The organism is Marinomonas colpomeniae, assembly GCF_014803385.1.
In the GTDB taxonomy this organism is placed as follows: Bacteria; Pseudomonadota; Gammaproteobacteria; order Pseudomonadales; family Marinomonadaceae; genus Marinomonas; species Marinomonas colpomeniae.
The window spans coordinates 777,146-800,299 of sequence record NZ_JACYFC010000001.1; the positions used below are offsets into that span (position 1 = coordinate 777,146).

General features: G+C 38.8%; 23 protein-coding genes. 5 read left to right on the plus strand and 18 right to left on the minus strand.

The window, feature by feature from the left end; all coding sequences use genetic code 11:
* Positions 1 to 7 precede the first annotated feature (7 nt).
* The 3 genes from holA to leuS all read right to left on the minus strand — a co-directional run bounded on the left by holA (position 8) and on the right by leuS (position 4,093).
* On the minus strand, positions 8 to 1,039 hold the full coding sequence (gene holA, locus IF202_RS03675; protein ID WP_191593501.1) for a DNA polymerase III subunit delta: 1,032 nt from the start codon (positions 1,037 to 1,039) through the stop codon (positions 8 to 10).
* Positions 1,040 to 1,063: 24 nt separating this feature from the next.
* Positions 1,064 to 1,579 (minus strand): LPS-assembly lipoprotein LptE, encoded by a 516-nt coding sequence (locus IF202_RS03680; RefSeq protein WP_191593502.1) that lies wholly within the window; start codon positions 1,577 to 1,579, stop codon positions 1,064 to 1,066.
* Between the two features lie 66 nt (positions 1,580 to 1,645).
* Positions 1,646 to 4,093 (minus strand): leucine--tRNA ligase, encoded by a 2,448-nt coding sequence (gene leuS, locus IF202_RS03685; RefSeq protein WP_191593503.1) that lies wholly within the window; start codon positions 4,091 to 4,093, stop codon positions 1,646 to 1,648.
* A 224-nt stretch (positions 4,094 to 4,317) separates the two neighbouring features.
* Here leuS and IF202_RS03690 point away from each other — a divergent pair, with 224 nt between their 5' ends.
* On the plus strand, positions 4,318 to 4,737 hold the full coding sequence (locus IF202_RS03690; RefSeq protein ID WP_235963217.1) for a hypothetical protein: 420 nt from the start codon (positions 4,318 to 4,320) through the stop codon (positions 4,735 to 4,737).
* A gap of 60 nt (positions 4,738 to 4,797) precedes the next feature.
* Here the strand turns inward: IF202_RS03690 and lnt are convergent, their stop codons facing one another.
* The 5 genes from lnt to miaB are packed head-to-tail and all read right to left on the minus strand — an operon-like array spanning position 4,798 to position 10,147.
* Entirely contained in the window at positions 4,798 to 6,432 is a 1,635-nt protein-coding gene (gene lnt / locus IF202_RS03695; RefSeq protein WP_235963223.1) for an apolipoprotein N-acyltransferase, read from the minus strand.
* On the minus strand, positions 6,374 to 7,240 hold the full coding sequence (locus IF202_RS03700; protein ID WP_191593505.1) for an HlyC/CorC family transporter: 867 nt from the start codon (positions 7,238 to 7,240) through the stop codon (positions 6,374 to 6,376). The genes lnt and IF202_RS03700 overlap by 59 nt, the downstream gene beginning before the upstream one ends.
* A gap of 12 nt (positions 7,241 to 7,252) precedes the next feature.
* The gene (gene ybeY, locus IF202_RS03705; protein ID WP_191593506.1) at positions 7,253 to 7,717 is read right to left on the minus strand and encodes an rRNA maturation RNase YbeY; all 465 of its coding nucleotides are present in this window, start codon (positions 7,715 to 7,717) and stop codon (positions 7,253 to 7,255) included.
* Complete coding sequence (locus IF202_RS03710; protein ID WP_191593507.1) at positions 7,717 to 8,778, minus strand: PhoH family protein; 1,062 nt, start codon at positions 8,776 to 8,778, stop codon at positions 7,717 to 7,719. The genes ybeY and IF202_RS03710 overlap by 1 nt, the downstream gene beginning before the upstream one ends.
* 13 nt (positions 8,779 to 8,791) lie before the next feature.
* Positions 8,792 to 10,147, minus strand: coding sequence for a tRNA (N6-isopentenyl adenosine(37)-C2)-methylthiotransferase MiaB (gene miaB, locus IF202_RS03715; RefSeq protein ID WP_191593508.1), 1,356 nt, complete (start codon positions 10,145 to 10,147; stop codon positions 8,792 to 8,794).
* A gap of 184 nt (positions 10,148 to 10,331) precedes the next feature.
* Between miaB and IF202_RS03720 the strand changes: the two genes are divergently transcribed.
* Complete coding sequence (locus IF202_RS03720; protein ID WP_206705352.1) at positions 10,332 to 11,057, plus strand: hypothetical protein; 726 nt, start codon at positions 10,332 to 10,334, stop codon at positions 11,055 to 11,057.
* Positions 11,058 to 11,088: 31 nt separating this feature from the next.
* Here the strand turns inward: IF202_RS03720 and IF202_RS03725 are convergent, their stop codons facing one another.
* The gene (locus tag IF202_RS03725) at positions 11,089 to 12,048 is read right to left on the minus strand and encodes an OmpA family protein (protein WP_191593509.1); all 960 of its coding nucleotides are present in this window, start codon (positions 12,046 to 12,048) and stop codon (positions 11,089 to 11,091) included.
* Between the two features lie 40 nt (positions 12,049 to 12,088).
* Positions 12,089 to 12,556, minus strand: coding sequence for an EVE domain-containing protein (locus IF202_RS03730; protein WP_191593510.1), 468 nt, complete (start codon positions 12,554 to 12,556; stop codon positions 12,089 to 12,091).
* Between the two features lie 375 nt (positions 12,557 to 12,931).
* On the opposite strand from IF202_RS03730, the gene IF202_RS03735 reads away from it, so the two are divergent.
* Both IF202_RS03735 and IF202_RS03740 read left to right on the plus strand, forming a co-directional pair.
* A complete protein-coding gene (locus tag IF202_RS03735) occupies positions 12,932 to 13,861 on the plus strand; it encodes a histone deacetylase family protein (RefSeq protein WP_328797188.1) in 930 nt (309 codons plus the stop codon).
* 120 nt (positions 13,862 to 13,981) lie between these two features.
* Positions 13,982 to 14,866: a DMT family transporter gene (locus IF202_RS03740; RefSeq protein WP_191593511.1), complete on the plus strand. Its 885-nt coding sequence runs from the start codon at positions 13,982 to 13,984 to the stop codon at positions 14,864 to 14,866.
* Between the two features lie 104 nt (positions 14,867 to 14,970).
* On the opposite strand, the gene IF202_RS03745 is transcribed toward IF202_RS03740, so the two are convergent.
* Positions 14,971 to 15,393: a DUF4174 domain-containing protein gene (locus IF202_RS03745; RefSeq protein WP_191593512.1), complete on the minus strand. Its 423-nt coding sequence runs from the start codon at positions 15,391 to 15,393 to the stop codon at positions 14,971 to 14,973.
* A gap of 65 nt (positions 15,394 to 15,458) precedes the next feature.
* Positions 15,459 to 16,466, minus strand: coding sequence for a hydrolase (locus IF202_RS03750; protein WP_191593513.1), 1,008 nt, complete (start codon positions 16,464 to 16,466; stop codon positions 15,459 to 15,461).
* Positions 16,467 to 16,891: 425 nt separating this feature from the next.
* On the opposite strand from IF202_RS03750, the gene IF202_RS03755 reads away from it, so the two are divergent.
* Entirely contained in the window at positions 16,892 to 18,769 is a 1,878-nt protein-coding gene (locus IF202_RS03755) for a methyl-accepting chemotaxis protein (RefSeq protein ID WP_191593514.1), read from the plus strand.
* 646 nt (positions 18,770 to 19,415) lie between these two features.
* Here the strand turns inward: IF202_RS03755 and IF202_RS17760 are convergent.
* The 6 genes from IF202_RS17760 to IF202_RS03785 all read right to left on the minus strand — a co-directional run bounded on the left by IF202_RS17760 (position 19,416) and on the right by IF202_RS03785 (position 23,119).
* Entirely contained in the window at positions 19,416 to 19,817 is a 402-nt protein-coding gene (locus tag IF202_RS17760) for a GFA family protein (RefSeq protein ID WP_407943808.1), read from the minus strand.
* Positions 19,818 to 19,972: 155 nt separating this feature from the next.
* Positions 19,973 to 20,698, minus strand: a complete 726-nt coding sequence (locus IF202_RS03765; protein ID WP_191593516.1) for a hypothetical protein — start codon at positions 20,696 to 20,698, stop codon at positions 19,973 to 19,975.
* A 728-nt stretch (positions 20,699 to 21,426) separates the two neighbouring features.
* Positions 21,427 to 21,843, minus strand: a complete 417-nt coding sequence (locus IF202_RS03770) for a hypothetical protein (RefSeq protein WP_191593517.1) — start codon at positions 21,841 to 21,843, stop codon at positions 21,427 to 21,429.
* Between the two features lie 162 nt (positions 21,844 to 22,005).
* Positions 22,006 to 22,128, minus strand: coding sequence for a YHYH domain-containing protein (locus IF202_RS03775; RefSeq protein ID WP_191593518.1), 123 nt, complete (start codon positions 22,126 to 22,128; stop codon positions 22,006 to 22,008).
* Positions 22,129 to 22,553: 425 nt separating this feature from the next.
* Positions 22,554 to 22,853, minus strand: a complete 300-nt coding sequence (locus tag IF202_RS03780; protein ID WP_191593519.1) for a type II toxin-antitoxin system RelE/ParE family toxin — start codon at positions 22,851 to 22,853, stop codon at positions 22,554 to 22,556.
* An 8-nt stretch (positions 22,854 to 22,861) separates the two neighbouring features.
* The gene (locus IF202_RS03785; protein ID WP_191593520.1) at positions 22,862 to 23,119 is read right to left on the minus strand and encodes a type II toxin-antitoxin system ParD family antitoxin; all 258 of its coding nucleotides are present in this window, start codon (positions 23,117 to 23,119) and stop codon (positions 22,862 to 22,864) included.
* Positions 23,120 to 23,154 lie beyond the last annotated feature (35 nt).

Below are 23,154 nucleotides of genomic sequence, written 5' to 3' on the forward strand. Positions count from 1 at the left end.
GTTTTTATCAAGCAGGGAAGTCTAGTTCGGTTACAACAGGTTTGTAACCACAGAACATCATAACGAGATTACGAAAGCCTGTAGTATTGTCCGGACCTTCTAGCCCTTTAATACTTTTATCCATCAAGGCAAGATAGTTCTGCATATAAGGAAGAGTTACTTTGTTATGCCTAGAAATAGCACTTTCGTAAAATGGAATACGTTTGTCCCAGATCCTTTCTGTTTGGCAAGCTTGTCGCAAGCTGGAAGACTGCATTGTTTGAAAGAGTTTGCTGAGAGTTTGTATTTCACGATTAAATAACCAGAGAATAATATTAGGCTCAATACCTTCACTGATGAGTTGATTTAAGCAGTGCATTGCTTCTTTGGTTTTCCCCATAAGCAATCGATCACTTAAATCGTAAATTGAATATCGGCTGCTATCCGCAACGGATTCGATTACTTTTCCTGCATCAATTTTTGCGCCTGATCCATGAGATAGAGCCAGTTTTTCTAGTTCTTGAGAAAGAGCTAAAAGGTTGCCTTCCCCTCGTTCACAAATAATACTTGCCGCATCACGTGTGAGAGAAAGATCAAGTGCTTGTGCTCGTTGTTGTACCCAAGCGGGTAAACGATTGGCATCAATAGGCCAAATTTGGATGAAAATACCTTGGGATTCTAGTTGAGTAAACCATTTCGCTTTTTGTGTACGAGCATCTATTTTAGGAATAGTCAGTAAAATAACATTATCTTCACTGAGTGATTGACCAAGTAATGCTAACGCTTTGCTGTGCTTTTCGCCCATCTTATCAATTTGGATATCAAAGATTCTACGGGTAGAAAATAGAGATAGGCTTTGATTTTCGTTTATGACATCTTGCCAGTCAAATTGAGAGTCAGCTACGAAGCGTAAGCGTTCATCTATATTATGAAATTGAGCCGCTTTTCGTATGCTATCAGCAGCTTCTTGGCATAGTAAAACCTCGTCACCAGAAATAATGTAAATAGGGGCAAGGTTTTTTTTAAGCTGCTGTTCTAATTGATCAACTCTTACTTTCATGACTTTGGCCTAACGTGATCCAAATTATAGTGGTGCGTAACTTAGGTCGTAAATCAATTGCTTAGCTAGATCGTCATGCATTGTTTCTGTTTGAGATGCATTATAAGACAGTACTGAGCTAGCTTCATTGTTTTGATTGCTTAGTGTTTTATTAGTGCTTATCTTGCGTGGCCCATAAACAGATTTTCCGTTTGCTTGACGAATAAAATAATTACTATTTAGCGTGCGCTGTAACTGAGATACATCGTTGGATGAATCGCGAGCCAACACGATATCTGATGATGTAATTTTATTAACTTTCAGCTCCAGAGTGTCTTGTGTCGCAAGAGATTTATCAATAACGGAAATGCCTGCTTTTGTAAGGGCTATCCGTAATGATTTATCAAACGTGTCTGAGCCACTATCAGATGTCATAGTAAGCGTCATTAGGCTTGTTGGAATATCAACTTGACCTCGTAATTGAAAGCCACAAGCAACAATACTCATTGTTAATAAGGCTAATAAAAGTAAGCGAGTTGTTTGTGTTAGCGTGGCTATCATCTTGATGCTCTTTAACTTGTAATGAATAATAAAGGGGCGGTTTAGGCCGCCCCTTATAACGCCTAGTTAGTTGGCAACAATGTTTACCAAGCGACCAGGAACGACAATCACTTTGCGAACTGTTTTACCTTCAAGAAACTTAGTTACACCTGGGTGCGCTAATGCCTCTGCTTCTATCGTTTTACTGTCTGCACTCGCAGAAACCGTTAATTCAGCACGTTTTTTACCAAGTACTTGAACAACGATGGTTAACTCATCTTTGATCAAGGCATCTTCGTCCAGTATTGGCCAAGGCGTATCAACTACGTTATCAGTGTGACCTAAGTCTTTCCAAAGCTGATAAGCGATATGCGGAACAATAGGTGACAATAATAAGGTTGCCGCTTCTAGAGCTTCACGTTCAACCGCAAGACCAAGCTCAGATTGATCTTCAAACTTGCTTACTTCATTGCAAAGTTCCATCACAGCGGCTATCGCGGTATTAAAGGTTTGGCGACGTTCAATATCATCCGTCACTTTCTGGATGGTTTCGTGTGTTTTACGACGCAATGATTTTTGAGCACCGTTAAGTGCTGCTATGTCTAACTCACCGACTTTACCGGCATTAGTATGACGGTAAGAAAGTGCCCATAAGCGACGAAGGAAGCGCGATGCTCCATCAACACCTGAATCATTCCACTCAAGTGATTGCTCTGGCGGCGCACTGAACATAATAAATAAGCGTACGGTATCGGCACCGTATTTCTCAATCATTTCTTGAGGATCAACAGTATTGCCTTTCGACTTAGACATTTTCGTGCCATCTTTGTTAACCATGCCTTGTGTTAACAAGCGTTTGAACGGTTCGTCAGAGTTTACAAGGCCAGCATCACGAAGAAGCTTGTGGAAGAAGCGTGAATACAACAAATGCAAGATCGCGTGCTCTACACCACCCACGTACTGGTCAACAGGAAGCCAGTAGTTCGCTTCTTCCGTTAACATAGCGTCTTTTGAGTCTGGACAGCAGTAGCGAGCAAAGTACCAAGAGGATTCCATGAAGGTATCGAACGTATCGGTTTCACGTTCTGCTTCTTCACCGTTAAACATAACGCGAGAGAAGTCAGGATTGTTCTTGATAGGTGAGTTAACGCCATCCATGACAACATCTGTTGGTAATACAACAGGCAATTGATCTTGTGGTACAGGAACCACTGAACCATCTTTTAAATTGATCGTAGGTATTGGTGTTCCCCAGTAACGCTGGCGGCTCACACCCCAATCACGTAGACGATAATTTACTTTTATTTCGCCAAGCTTGTGTTTTGTCATCCAAGTAGAAATGGCAGCAAAGGCTTCTTTGAAAGCCAAACCGTCAAATTCACCAGAATTGCACAAGATACCTTTTTCAGTGTAAGCAGCGGCTTCAATATCGAAGTCTTCTTCACCCGCTGGTTTGATTACTTGCTTGATCGGTAAGTTGTATTTTTTAGCAAACTCAAAATCACGTTGATCGTGCGCTGGAACAGACATAACTGCACCAGAACCATATTCCATCAATACGAAGTTTGCCGCGAAGACAGGAACAATGTCACCAGTAATTGGGTGAACGGCTTTAAAGCCAGTATCAATGCCTTTTTTCTCAACGGTCGCCATGTCAGCTTCTGTTGTTGACATAAGCTTGCTTTGTTCGATGAAAGTAGCAAGGTCTGCGTTGTTTTTCGATGCTTCAAGAGACAAAGGGTGCTGTGTTGCAACAGCAACATATGTTACGCCCATAATCGTATCTGGACGAGTTGTATAAACCGACAAGCGATCTTCTTTACCTTCCACTGCGAAGCTAAATTCTAAACCTTCAGAACGGCCAATCCAGTTACGTTGCATGGCCTTTACTTTTTCTGGCCAGTCATCAAGCTGATCAAGATCGTTTAATAATTCTTCTGCGTATTCTGTGATGCGGATAAACCACTGAGAGATTTCTTTTTTCTCAACCGTTGTGCCACAGCGCCAGCAAGCGCCATCTTCTACTTGTTCATTCGCTAAAACGGTTTGGTCTTCAGGGCACCAGTTAACGGCAGCGGTTTTTTTGTACGCCATGTCTTTTTCAATTAACTGAGTGAAGAACCATTGTTCCCATTTGTAATATTCTGGAGTACATGTCGCAAGTTCACGATCCCAGTCGTAACCAAAGCCAAGCTCTTTTAGCTGGCCTTTCATGTAGGCAACGTTTTCGGTTGTCCATTTCGCAGGTGCGGTTTTGTGTTTGATTGCTGCGTTTTCAGCAGGCAGACCAAAAGCATCCCAACCCATAGGTTGTAAAACATTTTTACCTTGCATACGCTGGTAGCGAGAAATCACATCACCGATGGTGTAATTACGAACATGACCCATGTGGAGGCGACCACTAGGATAAGGGAACATAGAAAGGCAATAGAATTTTTCTTTACTAGAATCTGCAACGGCTTTAAATACTTTATTTTCGTCCCAGAAAGATTGAGCAGACTGTTCAATTTGCTGCGGATTATATTGTTCTTGCATGATATGTTCTTATCCCATGATCGACGTAAGGTTAATAGATCTGTTTCTCTTGATTTAAGAGCCTTGATTGAAGAGACTTTAATTTAAAAGTCTTTATAAAAAAGGAATTATAGCGACATAGAGCAAGAGAATGACGCAATAGCTAACAGAGTCTTTAAATATACGTTATTTTATAGAGATGGAGCCTTAATTAGAAGGTACTTAGAGAAGGAGTTATGAAATCTATGAAAAAAGATTCGTCAAAAAATGAAAAGCATTTAAATTTGGTAGAAGAAGCGCGTAAAACATTAATTGGTGCAAAGGATTGGTTACTAGAAGATGCAGCCTTAATGACCGCTTATTGGCATGACCAAATGGGTTATACCGAAGCATGGGTAGATGCTAATTGGCATCTTGTCTTAGATGAAGGTCATGAATTAGTCGAAAAACTTGATGCGAAAGAAGATGCTGCTTTGTTATGGCTGGTGAATCATGCCAACAATAACCCCGTACCACTTGAAGAATGCCATGTTGCTGGCAGTGTAGCTGAAGCGGGAAGCTATCACTGTATGTCTTGTGGACATGATAATGTGCTTGAGACAAAACAAGTATTAGCACCCTGTGAAATTTGCCATTACGGTTTAATGTCGACACACAATCAATAAGCAAAAAACGAGTAACTTACACTAAGCTGCTCGTTTTCTATTAAGCTTCATACTTTGTCATTATTGCTTGCTCTTACGCCTTACCAATAAACCACTCAAAAATGAAAACACCATACAGCTAATCAGTAATAGTAACGTTGGCCAATATCCCCAATTTACATAAGGTGTAATGCCTGTAAACGCCTTTGCTTCTGCGGTGAGTGTTGTTTGTTTAAATTGTGGCGCTTGAGCAACTATCTGACCCTGTTCATCAATAAAGGCTGTGATACCTGTATTTGTTGCACGAATCACATAACGACCTGATTCTTTTGCTCTAAACTGAGCTATTTGTAGGTGTTGCCAAGGACCTATTGATGAGCCAAACCAAGCGTCATTACTGATAGTGATTAAGAAATCACTGTCTCGAACCATTTTTCTAACCTGTTCTGCATAAACAATTTCATAACAGATAAATGGTGCAATGCCCCATTCACCGACCTGTAAAACAGGCTGATTGCTATCACCTGATTTAAATGCAGACATTGGCATGCCAAAGACATCCAAAATGGGGCCAACATAGCTGGCCAAAGGAATGTATTCACCGAATGGAACTAATCTACGCTTGTAGTAAAGGCCAAATCCATCGCCTGTTGCCCAAATTGCATTGTAGTAATCTTGTTGGTTTGGGCTTAGATCTGGAACACCTGTGATTAAAGTCGTGTTGCTTTTAGCTAGTTCTTCACTGAAAGACTTTAGATGAGGTCTTATCTGAGGGAGAGAGTAAGTAATAGCGGTTTCTGGCCAAACAATTAATTCACTGTCTAAGTGTTCTATTGTTGTTTGTTGATAATAAGCGAGAGATTGGCTAGCCATACGAGCCAGCCATTTTTCATCTTGTTTGATATTACCTTGGACTAAAGTGGTTTTTAATGTGCCTGTTTGCTGGACCCAAGTAATAGGAGAATACGTTAGAAAAGCAGAACCTAACCAAATAATAAGCACAGCCAGTAGAATGACTAGTTGATTCGTTTTTTTTAATAAAATACTGGCGATAAGGCTAGAGGTTAAAATGACGCAGGCGCTCGTTAACCAGATACCGCCAAGGGGTAATAGTTCAAATAACCAAGTGTTTTCAACTGCATAGCCAGGTAGTAACCAAGGAAATCCTGTAAAGAATGTTCCTCTGAAAAATTCTCCAAGAAGTAAGCTTAATGTGATCCAAAGGCTCGTTGGAATCTGTGAAAATCGATCTATTAAACGCCATGATAACCAAGCAGAAAAAGCCCAAAATACACAAAGGACAACAACAAAAGCAAAGGTTATAGTCGCCGCAATAATGCCACCGACCTGGCCATATTCAGCAATACTAACGTAAACCCAAGAAACGCCAGCGCCAAAAAAACCTAGAGCTATCGATGATCCTCTCCAGCTTGCTTCTTTTGCAGTTGGGCTAGAAATAACTAATAGGCTAAAAACAATGAGGCTAATAAAATAACCAGGCCAAAAGTGGAAAGGTGCGAAACTGGTTACACCCAATGCGCCAGCAGAAACACCAAGTAAATAGATTATTTTGGTTGGGAGTTTGAGTAATAAGGTAGAAATACGAGACTCCCACCCCGTTTTTTGGTTAGTTGAAATGGGGTGGGATGATGGCATATTAATCAGGTGTATTTTGAGTGGATTTTGATACTTGAATCGTTTTGATTCGTCGGCCATCAGATTTTACGATGCGAAAATCAAAATCATTAAAGAAAAGTTCTTCATCACGTAATGGTACATGGCCGAATTGTTGAACCAAAATTCCGCCGATTGTATCGAACTCTTCTTCATTAAGTTCGGCTTTAAAAAACTCATTAAAGTCTTCTATTGTACAGAGCGCAGGGACAAGATAGACACCAGCTTCCCCTGTTACTTGGATGCCTTCATTATCGTGTTTGTCCGTTTCGTCTTCGATTTCGCCTACTATTTGCTCAAGTACATCTTCAATGGTAACCAAGCCAGATACGCTGCCATATTCATCCAATACTAATGCCATGTGATAGCGTTTTGTTCTGAACTCATTAAGTAGTACGTTTAGACGCTTACTTTCTGGGATGAAATTAGCAGGACGTAGGCGAGCTAAGATATCGTCTATGGTGATGTCTTCGTCTTTAAATAAAAGCGGGAGTAGATCTTTGGCTAATAAGACGCCGAGAATTTCATCGGAATCTTCACCCACAACAGGAAAGCGAGAATGAGAGGAATCTATTACTTTGCGAAGTGAGGTTTTAGGATCATCCTCAGATTTAATGACCACCATTTGAGATGGTGGAATCATGATGTCGCGAGCTTGCACTTCAGATACTTCTAGTGCGCCTTCCACAATAGTAAAAGCGTCACGATCTATAATATCGGATTTTACGGCAGCTTCTAGGAATTTAACAATATCACCACGGTTTTGTGGTTCGTCGTTAAAGGCGTGTGTTAAACGCTCAAACCAAGATTTTTGTTGATCGTTGGGTACACTCGATCGGTCATCGCTCATTAGTGTGTTAGCTCACTCTTTTATCAAATAAGGGTCGGAAATAGACAGAGACGCTAATAACTGTGCTTCTATCGATTCCATTTCGTCTGCTTCATCATCATTTATATGGTCATAACCACGTAAATGCAAGATGCCATGAATAGTCATGTGCGCCCAATGATGCAGTAATTCTTTTTTTTGTTCTTTGGCTTCTTTTTCTACAATTTGAGTGCAAATTACCAAGTCACCTAATAATGGCAGTTCTAACCCTGGTGGCGCCTCAAATGGAAAAGAAAGGACATTCGTTGGTTTGTCCATGCCTCTGTACTCATGATTTAGCGCATGACTCTCTTCTTCGTCAACAATACGGATGGTAACTTCAAATTCTTCGCCCAATGTTGGTAGCGCTTTTCCTACCCAAAGCCTGAAATCTTCTTCACTGGGTAAATGCTCTGTTGCTGTTGTGGCAATCTGTAGGTCAAGTTCTAAATCAACCATTACTTATCACCTGCAATTGGCGGATTTAACGACTGCTCTGCTTGTGCTGCAAGACGTGCTCGAGTGCGAGCTTGTTTTTCTTCTTCCTCTTCAATATCAAAACGATCATAAGCTTCAACAATGCGTTGTACGATAGGGTGACGTACAACATCAGAAGAACTAAACATCGTCATGCTAATGCCATTGACACCTTTCAATACATGCATAGCTTGCGCCAAACCTGATGTTGTTCCGCGTGGTAAATCGACTTGAGTCGTATCCCCAGTAATAACAGCGGTTGAGCCAAAGCCGATACGAGTCAGAAACATTTTCATTTGTTCTCGTGTCGTATTTTGGCTTTCATCAAGAATAATAAAGGCGTTATTTAATGTTCGGCCACGCATGAAGGCAAGCGGTGCTATTTCGATAACATTTTTTTCAATTAGCTTATCAACCAGTTCAAAACCGAGCATCTCATACAAAGCATCATAAAGAGGGCGTAAGTAAGGGTCGATTTTTTGTGACAGATCACCTGGTAAAAAGCCAAGTTTTTCGCCGGCTTCAACAGCAGGGCGAACCAGCATAATGCGTTCAACACGATCCGCTTCTAATGCTTCAACAGCACAGGCAACCGCTAAATAGGTTTTACCTGTACCAGCAGGACCAATACCAAAGTTTATGTCGTGTTTACGAATTTGCTTCACGTAACCTTGTTGATTCTCGCCTTTTGGTTTAACAAAAATCTTACGGGTTTTTATGATTAGCTGATCTGGTTTATCTTTTTTGCTACTGGTTAGAGATTCAACTGCTGACTCTTGAAGATAAAGATGAATCGTTTCAGGGGTTATGTCTGCTTTCGCGAGGGCTTCTCTATACAGGTTCTCAAGCAATATTTTTGTTGCTGCTACATGATCTGAATCTTCACCTGATATATCGAATAAATCGGCACGATATCGGACAGTAACATCCAGTCGCTTTTCAATTAACTTGATGTTCTCATCAAGTTGGCCGCATAGCTTAACCAAAGCGTCGGCTTCGGCTGGTGCTAAACGGATTTGTTGAGTTATCAGTGAAGTTTCCAAAAGTGTCCTTTGATTATTGAAGGATAAAATCAGTATCTAGTTCAGAGCTGATCAATTCACCCAGTAGGGAATTAGGGTACGCATCTGTAATAACAACATCGGCAAATTTTCCGATTAACTGCGGGTCAAACGCACGGAAGTTTACGATACGGTTGTTTTCCGTTCTGCCTTGAAGTTGTCCAGGATCTCGTGGCGAGTAGCCGCTGACTAGAATGCGTTTTACTTCACCTACCATAGATAAGCTGATGTCATAAGCTTGCTGGCTAATACGACGTTGTAAAATAGACAGGCGCTCTTTCTTCACATCATCAGGCGTATCGTCTTCTAGATTAGACGCAGGGGTACCTGGGCGCTGGCTGTAAATGAAACTGAAAGAGTGATCGAAGCCAATTTCTTGAATTAGGTTCATCGTATCCATAAAGTCGTCATCTGTTTCACCTGGGAAGCCAATAATGAAATCAGACGATAAGCTAATTCCTGGGCGAGCTTCTTTAATGCGATTCATTTTGTCGATGTAATATTGGCGATCATGACCACGCTTCATTGCACTTAAAATACTGTCTGCACCACTCTGCACTGGTAGGTGAAGATGACTAACCAATTTAGGTTCATTTCTAAATGCTTCTATTAAACTGTCAGTAAATTCAACCGGATGTGATGTAGTGAAACGAATTCGTTCAACACCATCAATTTGAGCAACAGCATGAATAATGTCCGCAAGGTCTGTTTCATCACCTTCTGCAGAGTCACCACGGTAAGCATTTACGTTTTGTCCTAGTAAATGAATTTCACGTACACCTTGTTCGGCTAATTGTGCACACTCAACCAGAATACTATCGAATGGACGGCTAACTTCTTCACCGCGAGTATAAGGTACAACACAAAAAGTACAGTACTTGCTGCAGCCTTCCATAATAGAAACGAACGCTTCAGCGCCTTCAACACGAGGTGCTGGAAGGTGATCAAATTTTTCGATTTCTGGAAAAGTAACATCCGTAATTGGGATGTGTTTACCCGCCGCATTCACCATTTCTGGTAATTTATGCAGTGTTTGAGGCCCAAAAATCATATCGACATGTTTGGCTCGCTTACGAATAGCATCGCCTTCTTGGCTCGCAACACAGCCACCCACACCGATAACAAGGTCTGGATTTTTTTCTTTAAGCTTTCTCCAACGACCAAGCTGGTGATAAACCTTATCTTGTGCTTTTTCACGTATAGAACAAGTGTTTAGAAGCAGAACATCTGCTTCTTCTGCATTATCTGTCAGTTCCATTTCATGACTTTCGCCAAGTAAATCTGCCATACGAGATGAATCGTATTCGTTCATTTGACAGCCATGAGTCTGGATAAAAAGTTTTTTTGCCATGTAACGTATAAACCTAAAATGTGTTCGTCTAATCGACTTTGCACCTATTATATTGGGCTTTGCTCTCGAATCACAGAGGTGTTCTGAATTCCCTTCATTTTTACTGATAATAATCATAATTTTACCGCTGGAGTCTTAGATAAAGACCCGTCACAATAGCCGTATAGTTTATTTGGATATGGATGTGCTTTTGATCATTTTTTCTCGTTCTGTTGTCTGGTTTTTTACAAGCTTTTTTGTTGTGAGCAGCGTTTACGCTGTATCAGAGAGTGAGAGTGACCAAGAGCGGGAAAAGACGAACTTTGAATTTGGGCTTGGTTATGGTCTTTTAGACGAAAAATCTTTAGTAAATATCGACTTTAAAATTAATATGCCAATTAACGACTACTTATTAACTCAAGTGTTATTGAACAGCAATTACCTAATTACAGGTTCAGAAAGCGATAGTGTTGCACAATCAGAGCTTTCTTCTAACTGGTTTATACATAATGAATATGGGCGTTTGGGATTAGGTGTTGGGCTTAACGAATTAGAGCCTATGGAGGAGAGTTTGGATACTGAGCGTGAAGTCTTAGGTCAGTTTATTGGTGAATTGTTTTTAGGGGACTTTGCATTCACAACAAATTATATTTCGAATAAAGTGACTTTTAGTAATCTCACGAGCTCTCGTGTAGGTATGAGTTATTATGTTGATAAGGACCAGCGTATTTCTGTGTATCGAGAAAAATACAGTGAAAATAAAATCGGCTGGCGTTTAGAAACCTACTTTCAACCCATTAAATACCGACAAATAGGAAGTGTCGGTATTATTGTGAGAACAGGAGATGAGTACGATTATATTGGCGTTTCTCTCCAGTATTACTTTGATAATGCTGTGTCGTTAAAAGAGCGAGAGCGACTCTATCACTAGGGGGGAGCTTATCTATTTTATTTAGAATAACTCAGCTGTCATTATCAATGTTCCATATTGTCCATTTCTTTAACGAAATTTCTTTGTGTGCTTTAAATCGTGTTGCAACTGTGATTTCAATGCGACGATTTTTTTCTCTACCTTCAAATGTGTTATTCGATGCAATGGGAAAATCTTGTCCATATCCAAGGACTTTTATCCTTTCTTGAGGAATTGAATACTGAGAGCTAAGCTTTACAGCAACCTTATTAGCTTGCTGTCCTGATGACGCTAAATTAGAAATTTTATTTCCTATGTTATCCGTATAACCTTCAATGATGACTAAAGATTCAGAGTTACTTACTAGATACAGGCCTAGATTATCTATGACCGAAAGCGCTTTCTTCTCGGTGGTTTCGAAAGGAATAGTTAATACCTTCAAATCACTTGAAATAGGATAGACAATCGGTGTGATTATTTCACCACTCACTCTGCGATTACTTTCTCTTCCTGCTTCGTTTGAATTGGAGGCGACTGGGCGCTCTTGACCATAGCCAAATGTTTTAATTTGATTAGACTTGATATTAAACTCGGAGGTTAAGGCGTTAGCGATGGACTCAGCACGTTTTTTAGAAAGCACCTGATTATAGCTTTCGGTTCCTTGGTTATCTGTGTGGCCTTCAATTAAAATAATGGCTTCAGAATGTTTGTCTAAAAATAACGCTAAGTCTTCAAGTTTTTCATGGAACTCAGCTTTTAATTGGTGTTTTCCAGTATCAAATTGGACATCAAAGTTGAACGTGAAGAAACCTAACTGTGTTGCAGGGCAGCCATGGTGGTCTATATTACTACCCAGTTTTGTATTCTCACATACATCTCTTGCATCAATAACGCCATCGTGATCTGAGTCTTTTAATGAATCGATGATGTTACTAGGGTAAAGAGGCTCGCTGTTGGTAAATGTGCTGAATAGACTAAAAAAAATGACAATCGTCCGAGCTAAAATTTTCATTTTATTAATCTTTTCCGTAGTAAAAAACTAGAGAATAAAGTCATTTTGTTTTTCCACGTAATGTTGTCGAAATGTATGTCCATTCGCTTTCAGTAACAGGCATGATGGATAGTCGATTACCTTTTTTTGTCAGTAGCATAGTGGCTAACTCGGGGTCATTCTTCAATTCTGATAGCGTTATAATTGAAGACCATTTTTCGATGAACTCAATATCAACCATATACCAGCGTGGGCTTTCAGGTGTTGATTTAGGATCAAAATAACGGCTACTTTTATCCCAACTGGTATAATCTGGATAAGCTTTTTTACTTACTTTGGCGACCCCAGTAATACCAGTAGGTACGCAGCTTGAATGATAAAAAAACACCAGATCACCTTCATTCATGGCTTGCATGAAATTTCGTGCCTGATAATTTCTTACACCGTCCCAAGGGGAGTGTTGTAACTGTTCTAAATCATCAATTGAAAATGCATCAGGTTCTGATTTCATTAGCCAATAATTAGGCATGTTTATTTTTCTCGAAAAAGGTCATTAGACAGTAGTTTTGTTACTACTAGTATATATGCTGTGTATGAAAAACACCCAGTAGGTTACCTAATACTAGAATTAGTCTCAATAGTTTCCAGCAGATTCTTCTTAAGTTTTTACTATAATTTTGAAATGTAAAAATATCATAAGATGTTGTTGTTAATAGCAAAAAAAATAATTAATTTTTAATTACATTTTTTTTATTCCTTTTAAGATGTTTTTTAGAAGTCGTAGTGAACAAATTAAAGGCAAAAATCAATACTGTATAATCAATAGTGAAGATTGACTTCTTTTTGTTAGGATAACGTAATCATTTACCGCAGAAGCTGTCTCTTATCGATTATTTGAATTTAGGTGAAAACTATTTTACTCCCTCTTGTGTACCATTCTCATTACACTATTCCGTTTCCAGCTGGGCATCGTTTTCCTATGTCTAAATTTAGGCTATTAGCGGAAACCCTAAGAGAGCAGGGTATTCTCACCGATGAGAATCAACATCAGCCAGCACCTTTATCTCTCGCAACGCTTATGCAGGCACATGACAAGGGCTACGTGCAGCGTTTTATTCGTGGTGAATTATCTGGAGCGGAACAAAAAGAAATAGGCCTACCTTGGTCAGAGTGGTTAGTAGAGCGAACGCTCCGAGCAGTATCTGGAACCATATTAACCAGTGAGTTGGCGTTGAAGTACGGAGTAGCCTGTCACCTTGCTGGTGGAACGCATCATGCACACCCAAATTATGGAACGGGTTTCTGCATCTTTAATGATCTTGCTGTCGCAGCGTTAGCCTTGGTTGATTCAGGCAAAGCCAAAAAGGTTTTGATTCTAGACTGCGACGTACATCAAGGAGATGGAACCATCGCCTTCTTTCAGGATAGAACAGACATTGTTCCTGTTTCCTGGCATTGCGAAGAAAACTATCCCAAGATTAAAAAAACAGGTGGCATCAATATCGCCATACCAAAAGGTACAAATGATGAGATCTACTTATCTATCTTAAAAGATACATTGCCGACCATACTGGCTGATCACAAACCAGACTTTATTTTTTATGATGCGGGTGTAGATGTGCATAAAGACGATCGTCTAGGTTATGTGAATCTCACGGATAGTGGCATCTTCACAAGAGACAAATATATTATTGATTCTTGTGTCTCACTCGAAATACCAATCGCCTGTGTCATAGGTGGCGGTTACGATAGGCTGGAAGAGAAGGTTGCTTGGCGACACAGTTTACTTCATCAAGCTGCGAATCAAGTTTGGAATGCAAAGCTTTCAAAGTGACATTTTAAATTGATTCAATTGTGGATTTCTTGGCTGTACTGAATATTTTGAATAAATAAGAGTTACACTCAAAACCCAACGATCAAATCCAATTACTACGTACATTATTAAGGAAATATTTTGAAGCAGGAATTTGCTTTTAAAGCCGAACTTATTTTAGTTCTGGTAACCATTTTAGCAGGCCTAGGATGGATTTTTTCAAAAGAATCATTGGCTGGTATGCCACCTTTATTTTTCATCGCAATGCGGTTCTCTATCGGCGGTTTTGCTTTGCTATTGATTGGGCAAAAATATTTCCGTGGTGTTAAATGGAGCGATATCAAACCTATCATCTTAATTGGTGCTGTCATGGCGCTTGCCATGTTGTTTTGGGTGATGGGACTACATCAAAGTTCGAACCTTGGTGTGGGTGCATTTATCACTTGTTTAGGTGTGGTATTCGTCCCTTTTCTTGGACGACTCATGTTTGGTGATCGACCTCCAATGAGTATTTGGGTTGCATTGCCATTTGCTGTAATTGGTTTAGGCTTTTTAGCCCTAGGTAATGGTTTAGACTTTGAAATTGCTCATTTGTATTTTTTAGGTACAGCATTCTGTGTCGCTCTACAACTTAACTTGTTATCGCGTTTTTTAGTCAGTATGAACGCCTTAGTCTTGACCAGTATTCAACTAACTACAGCCGGTGTTTTATTGTTATCTGTGTCTTTAGTCGTAGAAGGCGCTCCGCAAGCCATTAGTCTGGATATTGTCGGTTGGATATTAGCCAGTGCATTGATATCGACAAGTTTACGTTACTTGTTACAGATGTACGCAATGAGCTTTGCACCAGTAAGTCATAGCGCAGTAATCATGAATTTGGAACCAGTGTGGGCTGCTATTTTTGCTGTCCTTTGGTTTAACGAAGTTATGGCGTTAGGTCAGGTTTTTGGATGTTTCTTGATATTTGTCGCTATGTTGGTAAGCCGTTGGTCGCAAGTTAAAATGATCTTTAAGCGTAAGAAATGATTTTATCCATCAATATGCGGCGTTTTAGGTAACAGGGTGGCTTGCATACGCAGGCCACCACAAAACTTACATGATCGCCTTCAGTCAATATTTATCTTAACTGTCTATTTAATATTTCGTATCTCATATCGTCGCATTGGCATAGCGTCTATGGTTGAGAAGAGTGTTTGTACATCAATTCTATTTTGCTGAGATTTAATCCCACCGTCTTTTCCAATCAGAGTGACAGTACCTTCTTTAAGTCGATATTTCTGCTGAGCCTTTGATATGAAGGATGTTGAGAGCGTACCTGAATAGTTGGTTAGTGCTTCGTTTTGGTTGATAATAAACCAGACAATATCTCGTTCATTAATCTCAGTTATGTGGTTTTTCATAAGAGCCAGTGCCGTATTTGAGTTGACAGGCTCGTTGATGAAAATAAGTCGATTTTCCCAACGTAAATCGGAAAGGTTCATTAATGTGTTACTTTCACTGGCCTGTGAAAAGAAGCTGATAATTAGTAAATGAAGATATTCAAAGTGTTTCATAACAGAGCCTAAAAACTGAATGTATGAATTAAATACGCTCTATGTGGCTTTTTAGTTCTGTTTCTTTATTTCGGTTTGGTAGCAAGTTGTGATCTCTGTTGATTAAAATACCCCAAAATCCGATGTTCCATATAATAGATAGGCTTGAAGACGCTGCTCATTACAAAACCTACGTGACCACCATGCTGGTGGATTTCCATTTCTATGTTCGATGCTATGCCATTGAATGCGTTGTTTTGCTCTGGTAAAACTGAAGGCGTCATGAATGGGTCGTCAAGAGCATGGATGATCAGGGTGTTGGTTTTTATGTTAGGTAAGAATTGCTTTGCGCTATTTTTTATATAGTAATCTTGAGCACCATAAAAGCCGTTTATCTTCGACGTATAAATATCGTCAAACTCTCGAATCGTACTGATTCTTTGAATCTGCTCTGGTGATTTACCCAACAAGGCTTCCATATCGTGTTGTTTGTATTTTTGCAGCAAGGTTGCCTTTAATGAACGCAGTAAATGGGACTCATAAAGGCGTGAGCTACCATGGCTAATCGCATCGGCACTTATGTCTAATTGCATTGGCGCACTGATGGCAATCGCAGCTTTAAGAGGTGAGTTATGTTCATACTCTCCTAACAGCTTCAATAACATGTTAGCCCCGAGAGAATATCCAACAGCAAACAAAGGGGCGTTAGGGAAAGTTTTCTTAATATGCTCAATCCAAGCCTTCGCATCACTCGTTTGTCCACTATGATAGGTTTTTGGTAAACGGTTATCACGACCAGAACAGCCCCGAAAATGCATTAACACACAGGCATATCCACCTTCCATTAGTGTTTGCATCGCACCTTGAATATAGGGTGATTTATGTGAGCCTTCTAGGCCATGAAACAACACAACAATTGGTGTTGCACTGCCTTGATCTGGTTTATTTAACCAATAACAATCAACAAAATCTCCATCACCTAATTCAAACACTTCGCAGGTTGTTGCTAGCTGTATTGGTTTACGAAAAAACGTCGCATAGACGGTTTGTAGATGTTTATTTTTCAATAAAAAGGTTGGATTAAATTGAACCAAGTGTTGCTCCGATTTTGTTAATTCTAAAGAAGAGTGATGATTGAGAAGCAGCTGGAGTTTAATAAAAAGTGGGTATTAATAGCCTCAACTATACAAAATAGATTTTACTCTGCGTTTAATCATTTCTCTAGTAAGTAACCTGTTCGATTCTGATGTCACTTTTATTTATCTTTCTCATAAAAGAACAAAAGTCATTTTCAAAAAAATAGTCAAGAATAAGTCGCTAAAGCCTTGATGGGTAGTGTCTTAAGAGAAAATTAAGAAATGTAAGGAGGTGTTAAGTAGTATTATGCTTTGTTAGTATTATTATACTATAAAATAGCAGCTTAATTTTTTGATTCTTATTGTTTGTATAGAAAATACAGTAATAAAAATATTGTACTTTCGATAACGCATCTTAGGAAAAGGCACTAGCGGAGCGAGATATGAGAAAATTTAAACTACAGGTTATTGGTGCCCTTGGTGCTATTATTGCTGCAATTATCGTTATTATTGCCATGCTGGATTTTATGGCTTTTAGATCAGAAAGTATGACTTTGAATAAAGAAATACTTCGTGAAAAAAATGCCACGTTAGAAGCTTCCATAACCGAAAAATTTCAAAGTTATAGAGACATTTTAGCGTCTATAAAATTAGGCGATCATATACAAGGTGCTTCATCGTTATCACCTGAGAATGCTCTTAGCCTTACCGCTGTTGAAAATATTCTTGAAAAGAAGGCAAACGGTGTCTATTTGTTTGATAAAACAGGGGCTACTTTTAGAAGTAATGGACAAGATTTAGGTAAAAGCTATAAAGGAAGAAGTTATTACAACGCATTGTTTGAAGATGGTAAGACATTTTTCGTAGGCCCTCCATATAATTATGGTAAGTCTGGTAAAAAAGTGTCTGTCGCCATCGCATTAAAAGTGACGCCTAATATTGCGTTAATGACAACAATTCATTTAGACCAATTTATTGGTCATCTTAAGGATAGAAAAGACCTATTTGTCTACGCTTATGAAGGCTCCATTATGGTTTCTCCATACAAAGAGCAACTAGGCCAAAATATTAAAGACCTCCGACCAAACTTCGAAAACTTTAGTATTGAAAATCCTGAACAATCTTACACTGCAGAAGTAAATGGTGAAGATGTTGCATTTACGTCTTTCTGGGGTGAAATGGATGTTAATGGCTGGAATTATGTCAGTTTCACAGAAACTAAATTTATTACGCAAAGTGCAAACAGCCAACTTATTTACTCGTTAATCATAGGCTTGGTTTGTTTTGTATTTGCAGGCCTTATTTTGCTTTCTGTAATGAATAAGCTAGTTCTAAAACCTGTAGGTGGTGCGCCAGAAGATATCGCGAAGTTAATGGAAAGAATGGCTGAAGGTGATCTAAGATTAAAACTTGCACCGTCATCTAGTGATACAGGTATTTACCACTCCTTGGTTGTCCTCTCTAATCAACTGTCTGGCATTGTAAGTAACTCCATGAAAATTTCTGAAAGCGTTTCAGCCTCTTCTGAAGAGCTTAACGTTGTCATGAATGACACCTTAAGAAATATGGAAAGTGAAAAGATGCAGGTTGAGCAAATATCAACCGCCATTTATGAGCTTTCAGCGACATCTCAAGAAGTGAGCAACAAAGCATTGAATGCGGAAGAAGAAACAAAAATCAGCTTAACTACAATAGAAAGCGGAAAGGTTACCTTGGAAAAAAATATTGCTTTAACTCGTGATATTAACAACTCCGTGACGGAAACCGCTGTGATTGTTGATGAACTAAGAAAGTTCACAATCGAGATTGGCACTGTAATTGATGTGATTAATGGTATTTCTGAGCAAACCAACTTACTTGCTTTGAATGCTGCTATTGAAGCCGCTCGTGCAGGTGAAACAGGTCGTGGATTTGCGGTTGTTGCTGATGAAGTACGTAACTTAGCATCGAAAACGCAACAATCAACCGTCAGTATTCAAGACATTATTTTGAAGTTGCAAGAACAGTCTGAGAAAGCCAGCAGTAATATGACGCAAAATGTTGAATTGATCGAGGGCTCAGTTGAACTAGCCAATCAGGTTAAAACCTCATTTGAAGATGTATCCCAAGCAATAAATAGGATATCAGAAATCAATGCAATGGTGGCTACCGCGTCTGTACAGCAAACCGGTGTTACTGAGGATATTTCTAAGAATACAACTCAAGCTTTTGATTTAGTGCAACAGAATGCATCAGCAGTCAACCAGACGCTACAAGCAGCAACAGAGTTGGCGCGTTTGGCTCAAGCTCAGAAAGATGAAATGGAATTCTTTAAAGTATAAAAACTAATGAGAATATTCTTTAGATCATGATCTAACGAAAAATGGTTTGTGCAAAAGCACAAGCCATTTTTTTATAAACTATATAGTTTGTTAATGTTATTAAGCTTTCTTCTGCTTCTCTGTATTAAGTGTTACTAAATGTACTAAGTTTCAAGAAATACAGTATCAAATATCACTAATCCAGTTAGAGGCTTTTTCATGGGCAGGACGGCAACAACGTATGCCGTATTGTGTTGAATCGCATAATAAACAGCGTAAGGGAAATACTTAGAGAGCGACCTGTAATAACCAGAAATTTTGCTATGGACGCCAGCAAAAAAAATGAGAGATTCGATATCAACAAGTAAACAATCCCAGAAGTAATAGCTAATACCAACTTCTTATTGATCGTAGTAAATGTTACTTAGTTTTAAATCCTCTACAGCCTCATCAACAATATAAATGCCTTCGACATTCATGTATTTTTTAACGCTTTAAGTTCTGCTAAAGAAAGGAAGTTAGCGTTACCGTTCCCTAACGACTTACCTTGTGTTATTAAAACATCGTTGTGCCAGTCTGGTGATTCAACTGCTACAGAAGAAGTATTAAGATCATTTCCATTGCTTGGACTTTTTCTACTGGAAGGTTTTGTTAGATGAGCCCTCACTCAAACAGGGCTCTCTGCCATGTATTGAGGCAGATTATCTATTATTTTGTACCACTCCGCTTTAGATGATACGTATTGATGGTACTCGGGCACTATTGCCGTATCAGAATCTAATAAACCTATGCTTAGATATACAGTATTTTTCTCTTTTTTGTCTATAGCGGAAATCATTGAACCACAAGAGTTACAAAAGTAACGGCAAACGTACTGAGAGGAATGAAATTCTCTTACCTTAGATAGATCACACAACCACTCAAAATCATCCTGCGACACTCCACCATAAATAGCAAAAGCAGAGCCTGTTATTTTCTGACAATTGGAACAATGACAATACATAACATCGAATAGATTTCCACTAGCTTTATACCTGCATTGTCCACACAAACAACTACCGTTGATCATTGCCGCTCCGTTTTACATCTAATGCCCACATTAAGCGTACAGAAATAGTTGGCTAAAATTGTGGAGCGAAGCGAAACATAGCCAACTGTTTATGTTCCGTTTAAATTGCCTTGTTAGGCTTCTTGAATTCATAGACTAGGGGGAGGCCGCGCTTATTAGTCTCCGCTGAATAGTTGAGGTAGTCCGTTAACTGTAAATTCCGGTGCGAGAGAGTTACAGCCCTGGACACCAAATGGTGGCTTAATCTTTATATTATTTTTTTCGTTCTCAATATATGTATTTTGATTGGCATCATTCCATGTGATTTCAATTTTCTTAATCTCACTGACGTTAGTATTTAGAATTGCTTTGAGTAAATTTAGAACTTCCTTTTCCATTCTTTTCTTGATAATAGATACATCACTCTCCAGTTGAGACAGCGTAAGGTAACTTGCTATGTCTGTTGCTCTGGATTTTTCTCTGTCCTCATACCTTTCTTCTGCTGTTCCAGCTTTAGAATCGGTAACAATGGAGATGACTTTCCCAGTATCTGTAAATGGTTTCTCTATTTGGATTACTCCTAACGTAACGAGATACTGGTCTTCTTCTTCTTTTATAGCGAGATCCTTTAGCGACAATTTATATTTCAATGTGGATGGAAAAATAATAAAGAGCTCGGGAGGTCTGTTCACTAGGCCAAATAAACTAAATTTATCATCCATTTTGGGGCAGACATGATAGTACATTGTGATGTCTCTTTCGTGAGACACCACGACATCATCCCTCATGCGTTCTACTTGAGTAGTAAAAGTCACATGAGAGCCAAAATATTGTTTCCCAATAAAGGCGCCAATTCCTAAAAACATTAACCCAACAATTAAACCAACGGTGATTCTCCACATTATAACGACCTCCATATTCAATAGTTTTTATATCATGCTGAATACATGCCTAACATTTTTAATAGTACGCATACTCGTTTACATATTTTCAAAAATCTCTATAAATAACTGAATTATAATGAGTTTATAAAGTTATTCACAAAACTCAAAGCTGGAAAAAAGAGCGTGCACGTTATCGCTGCAACGCTATTTCTTATTTATTGATCTTAGTAGGCTTTTTTATTCCCTGCCAGTGTAAACGCGCATAATCGAATTATTAAAAATCAATAATTGGATGAGAGTGAAAATTAACAGAAATTAGAGGCTAATGACCTAAATCATTAAGGTTGATTTTACTCTGACCCGAATTATCATGTTACGGTTAACTCGATAACAAGGTTGAAAAACTGGTGCGAGGGAAAGGAATCGAACCTCTCTACGTTTCTATTGACTGAAAATACTTTAATTAATACATCATCTCTCGTAAGGGTTGGAATGTCCCACCATGGCCTCGCAAGAACGCCATTCCGCATCACACACATGATTTAACGTCTGATATTTTCATAACAAGCTCCTTTGCTTTATTTACGACATCTTTGATAGTTTCAATTAGCTCGGTCACTTAGGATTACAACCCAAACGAGATGTCAGCATTAATTTCCATGTCTACATTTATCGTCAATTCTTTAATTTGACACTAAACCGCTCAAGCAACATAATACTCAAAGCAGCGGTGCAACATTGTCTTTTTATAAGCCACTTGAGTACCTTGTAAAGTAATATATTGTAAAGCCAAGACCAGCAATAAAAAATAAAACACTAAGCCAAAAGCTGAATTCCATACAGCACTCTAATTTGTCTTCTTTTGTGTCACTACTCCAAAATATGCCAGCTTTTTTGCCCCATGCTATACGAACCCATTTGGCAGATAAATATTGATAAAAGACACATGAGAGTATTGCCACACCAAATGATAACCAAGCAAGATAAATTGAGCCGCTAAATATCTCTGATAGTGGCTTTTCAGAGCTGATATCAAGGAAGCTACGAGCCATAAATACAGGTAGTAACAATGATGCTGTAGCTAAACCAAAGACACTTTTTATAACTTCGGAATACTTATTGTTTGTATCTAGTTTCCAGGGCTCTTTCAATCTTTCATCCATTCTCTATTTGCTTATAACGAGGCTGTAGAATTACTCGAACTGCCAAATTCAGCTAAAAAACGAGTCCCTCAATAATTGGGTCAGAGTGAAAATTAACAGAAATTAGAGACTAATGACCTAAATCATTAAGGTTAATTTTACTCTGACCCAAATTATCTACGTTTAGTGACAGTGATACGGTTTTGATCCCGCGTGACAACCATTTTTATCCGTACCCCCAGAATGTGCTTGAACAAATGACACAGCCATTAAGGACACAAAAAATAACGCTATAACTTTTTTCATACTACTTTCCTTGTGATTAAAGTTTATTTGTTGGCTATCCCTTTCCTTAAGCACTCAATTCGTATGAGCGTTGTTGCTTTCTTTTATTAAAAAACAAAAACCTATATCTGACAAGTTGCTACAATTTAGATCACCCTCCGTTGATTATTCCTCGATGTTCAAGAGTGTTAACTATTCTTAATAGTACTCATGCTCGTTTACACATTTTCAAAACTCTCTAAAAACCTCTATAAATAACTGAATTATAATCAGTTTATAAAGCTATTCATAAAACTCAAAACTGGAAAAACGAGCGTGCACGTTATTTTTTTAATAGAAAAACACGGCGCGTTCATATCTCTTAAAAAGAGCTGCAACGCTATTTCTTATTTATTGATCTTAGTAGGCTTTTTTATTCCCTGCCAGTGTAAACGCGCAATGCTGAACTATTGAACCTGTTTTATTGGATCTTGTCGCTTATGTAAGATGCGTAATACTTGAAGTGTTTGATCTGAAATGCGATAAAAAATAATGTGATGACCAACAATAATACTTCGCGTGTTCGTTAATAAATCCTGCCTTTTTAGACCTATTTTGGGGTTGTATGAGAGCTCGATGAGTTTTACTTTAAAGGCATCAAGGTAGCGCTCGGCTTGATGGCTGCCCCATTCATTAGAACTAAACTGATAGATCGCGTCTAAATCCATTTTAGCGGTCATTGAAATGACCAATGTGAATCCTTTCATAGCGTGGCTTACCTTTTTATTTGTGTGAAAAGAGCGTCCAGCTCTGTCTCCGACTTAATTTCGATGTGGTCGCCTTTTAATATTTGATCTTCACCGATTTTGAGTTGTTCACGTAACTTGGCAAGCTTTAACTCTTTTACCCATTCGTCGTGGGTTTCCATAAACCTTAACGCTTCACGGACGACTTCACTGGCATTATTGTATAAGCCACTTTCAACTTTTGCTTTGATTCGAGCTTCTAACTCACTCGTAAGGGAAACATGCATTTCATACTCCTCGCTCTATGTTCTGATTGAAATAT

Excerpts from the sequence above, each read along its gene's own strand:
- holA (WP_191593501.1), bottom strand. The coding sequence starts at position 1,039 with ATGAAAGTAAGAGTTGATCAATTAGAACAGCAGCTTAAAAAAAACCTT.
- IF202_RS03680 (WP_191593502.1), bottom strand. The coding sequence starts at position 1,579 with ATGATAGCCACGCTAACACAAACAACTCGCTTACTTTTATTAGCCTTA.
- leuS (WP_191593503.1), bottom strand. The coding sequence starts at position 4,093 with ATGCAAGAACAATATAATCCGCAGCAAATTGAACAGTCTGCTCAATCT.
- IF202_RS03690 (WP_235963217.1), top strand. The coding sequence starts at position 4,318 with ATGAAAAAAGATTCGTCAAAAAATGAAAAGCATTTAAATTTGGTAGAA.
- lnt (WP_235963223.1), bottom strand. The coding sequence starts at position 6,432 with ATGGCCGACGAATCAAAACGATTCAAGTATCAAAATCCACTCAAAATA.
- IF202_RS03700 (WP_191593505.1), bottom strand. The coding sequence starts at position 7,240 with ATGAGCGATGACCGATCGAGTGTACCCAACGATCAACAAAAATCTTGG.
- ybeY (WP_191593506.1), bottom strand. The coding sequence starts at position 7,717 with ATGGTTGATTTAGAACTTGACCTACAGATTGCCACAACAGCAACAGAG.
- miaB (WP_191593508.1), bottom strand. The coding sequence starts at position 10,147 with ATGGCAAAAAAACTTTTTATCCAGACTCATGGCTGTCAAATGAACGAA.
- IF202_RS03725 (WP_191593509.1), bottom strand. The coding sequence starts at position 12,048 with ATGAAAATTTTAGCTCGGACGATTGTCATTTTTTTTAGTCTATTCAGC.
- IF202_RS03730 (WP_191593510.1), bottom strand. The coding sequence starts at position 12,556 with ATGCCTAATTATTGGCTAATGAAATCAGAACCTGATGCATTTTCAATT.
- IF202_RS03745 (WP_191593512.1), bottom strand. The coding sequence starts at position 15,393 with ATGAAACACTTTGAATATCTTCATTTACTAATTATCAGCTTCTTTTCA.
- IF202_RS03755 (WP_191593514.1), top strand. The coding sequence starts at position 16,892 with ATGAGAAAATTTAAACTACAGGTTATTGGTGCCCTTGGTGCTATTATT.
- IF202_RS17760 (WP_407943808.1), bottom strand. The coding sequence starts at position 19,817 with ATGATCAACGGTAGTTGTTTGTGTGGACAATGCAGGTATAAAGCTAGT.
- IF202_RS03765 (WP_191593516.1), bottom strand. The coding sequence starts at position 20,698 with ATGTGGAGAATCACCGTTGGTTTAATTGTTGGGTTAATGTTTTTAGGA.
- IF202_RS03770 (WP_191593517.1), bottom strand. The coding sequence starts at position 21,843 with ATGGATGAAAGATTGAAAGAGCCCTGGAAACTAGATACAAACAATAAG.
- IF202_RS03775 (WP_191593518.1), bottom strand. The coding sequence starts at position 22,128 with ATGAAAAAAGTTATAGCGTTATTTTTTGTGTCCTTAATGGCTGTGTCA.
- IF202_RS03780 (WP_191593519.1), bottom strand. The coding sequence starts at position 22,853 with ATGAAAGGATTCACATTGGTCATTTCAATGACCGCTAAAATGGATTTA.
- IF202_RS03785 (WP_191593520.1), bottom strand. The coding sequence starts at position 23,119 with ATGCATGTTTCCCTTACGAGTGAGTTAGAAGCTCGAATCAAAGCAAAA.